The sequence below is a fragment of the Gordonia sp. YY1 genome (assembly GCF_009872315.1).
GTDB lineage: Bacteria > Actinomycetota > Actinomycetes > Mycobacteriales > Mycobacteriaceae > Gordonia > Gordonia amicalis.
This window is the reverse complement of record NZ_WXYI01000047.1, coordinates 1-2,275: the sequence shown is the minus strand read 5'-3', so window position 1 is coordinate 2,275 and position 2,275 is coordinate 1. Positions and strand designations below refer to the sequence as shown.

The 2,275-nt window shown below is 61.7% G+C and carries 2 protein-coding genes and 2 pseudogenes; 3 read left to right on the top strand and 1 reads right to left on the bottom strand.

Features of this window, described 5'->3' with window-relative positions:
- Positions 1-234: pseudogene (locus tag BPODLACK_RS23725) on the top strand (hypothetical protein); the annotation flags it as partial.
- A gap of 317 nt (positions 235-551) precedes the next feature.
- Here the strand turns inward: BPODLACK_RS23725 and BPODLACK_RS23025 are convergent.
- Positions 552-1,652, bottom strand: coding sequence for a helix-turn-helix domain-containing protein (locus BPODLACK_RS23025; RefSeq protein ID WP_442903284.1), 1,101 nt, complete (start codon positions 1,650-1,652; stop codon positions 552-554).
- 76 nt (positions 1,653-1,728) lie between these two features.
- Here BPODLACK_RS23025 and BPODLACK_RS23715 point away from each other — a divergent pair.
- Together BPODLACK_RS23715 and BPODLACK_RS23710 are read left to right on the top strand one after the other, a co-directional pair.
- A pseudogene (locus BPODLACK_RS23715) lies at positions 1,729-1,878 on the top strand (2Fe-2S iron-sulfur cluster-binding protein); the annotation flags it as partial.
- Positions 1,879-1,923: 45 nt separating this feature from the next.
- The coding region (locus tag BPODLACK_RS23710) for a transposase (protein WP_236577760.1) at positions 1,924-2,275 on the top strand (352 nt) is incomplete at its 3' end.

The window sequence follows — 2,275 nt, the reverse complement described above, 5'->3', positions numbered from 1 at the left end:
CAATCACGAACGCAGCCACACCGCACTCAGAGGCGACTCACCCGCCGACCGCGTACCCAACCTGGCGGGTCAGTACATCTAGCCGTCGACACCCTCGGCGCCCCCACCACACCCGCCGAAGCCATCGCCAGCATCACCGAAGCCCTCGCAACCCTCCGCGACACGCTCCGCGCAGCCGAAGAACACCAAGCCGCCGCCAAACGCCACGCAGCACGCCTCTATCTCGACCGCTAGACCTGTCAGATCCTCGACTCAGGCCCACGCCCTTCAGTCGGTGAGCGATCCCGTCGGTTCCTCTGCCGCTCGATGCCCGCCGGCACCCCCGCGGTCACCCGCACACTTACCGTCAGGTACCGTCGGCCGGTGCCTTTGCACGTACCTGTGCGGCTCACCGCGTGATTAGTTGAGAGCACCGATCACCTGCTACGCATCCGAAGCGACCGGGACGATCGAGCAACAGGTCTTCTTCTCTGCTGTTGGCGAGTTCGCGAAAGTGGATTTGGCGCACTTCCAGCGATATGCAGATTCGTCCATTGTTGACAGCTTCTTTGTCAATTTTCTACGCCAGGACTGACAACATCAGGGGCTGCCGATTGTCGACGTTGTTGACCCGCACGGGTGTGTCGGAAGTGCGACGGAGAGCAGCCGACCCAACGTGTGAACGCGTGGGAGAAGCTCGCAACATCGCAGTACCCCAGTTCGGCAGCGATTTGACCAACTCCTACTCCGGGATCCAAGAGACGGACGATGGCACGCTCCCTCATGAACTCCTGCCGCAGGCGACGCAATGTGGTGCCTTCGGCCTGGAGGTGGCGCTTGAGCGTACTCACTGAGATCGCTAGCTCTCTGGCGATCTGATTGCCGTCGATTCGAGCAGGGCCTGTCTCGAACTGAGCGCGGACGAACTGCGTATATGGGCTATTGTGCCGCTGGTTGAAAATACGTCGCATTTCAGCGATACCGACCCGGTAGGCAACGGGGTCTGAGAAGCGGCACACCTCATGGAGCACGTGAGCCGGAATCTGCACGAACGATCCCGGTGCATCAAAGACAAGCCGGTGCGCGACGTCCCCTTCGTTTGGCGGCGCGGTCGGTGCTGGGCAGGTCAGGTGTAATTCCACCGATGGGACAGCACCGGCAAGTATCTCCACCAGGCGTAGTACGGCCAGGCCCCCGTAGGTGACGGCGAAGCAGTCAGTACCGGCGCTGTCGGTGCGCCCAGCAAGAGTGATGGTCAGACCAGTGTCGCCATGGTGAAAATCTGCGCTCAGCGCGGTTGTGATCAAGGGCAGGAATCGAAGCAGCTCAACGATTTCAGCGACAGACCCAGCGCTGACCAGCGGCAGGCTCAGTGGGCCGAAAGAAGTTAGCTGGGCGTGTTTGGCGAACGCGACACCCAGCCGAAACCCGTCGCGGGGTCCCATATTTGGGTAGACCTCACGAAACCACCGCACCGGCACTTGCGCCTCTCGCTGTATTAGTGATCTGAGGTCGACCTGCTCCCTGATCATGATTCGGCTGAACGCTCGGGTCTCCTCCTCCCTCAGCGCACCGCAGTCGAGAAGCTGCGCGAACGCCAAGGGGGGCACCCCAGGTTCAACAGGAGGGATCACAGTGAGCCAATTTAGCAACTCATTGCGACGTTGGGCCATGGATTGGGTGAACCCGATGCGTCCAGACTCGAGGAAGCACTCACGATCAAGGAGGCGGCCATGGCCACGATCACCCATATCACCCCATATCACCCATAACGGAGACAACTGTCCCGCCACGCTGACGCCTGGCAAGTCATTGATGCAAACCGCAGTGGACGAGGCGGTTCCGGGAATCGGCGGGGATTGCGGCGGTGAGGCGGCCTGCGGTACCTGCCATGTCATTGGCCGGGTTTGTCGGAGGCTCTCGAACCTGGGAAGGATAGAGAGCATGGCAGCACCTCGGAAGTACAGCGTTGAGCTGAAGGAGCGGGCAACGCGGATGGCGGTGGAAGCCCGTCAGGACTCGGCTACGCGGCCGGGTGCGCTCAAACGGATCGCTGAGCAACTCGGCGTGCATCCTGAAGCGCTGCGGACGTGGGTCAAGCAGGCCGAGGTCGATGGTGGCGTGCGGCCGGGTACCACAAGCAGCGACGCCGAACGCATCGCGCAGCTGGAACGGGAGAACCGTGAGCTGCGGCGAGCGAACACGATTTTGAAGCAGACTGTCATTTGCCACTGCTATGGGACCGCCTGGATTGCCACGAGGATGGGACCACCTTGGCGCGTTATTGAGGATGCTC

Excerpts from the sequence above, each read along its gene's own strand:
- BPODLACK_RS23025 (WP_442903284.1), bottom strand. The coding sequence starts at position 1,652 with ATGGCCCAACGTCGCAATGAGTTGCTAAATTGGCTCACTGTGATCCCT.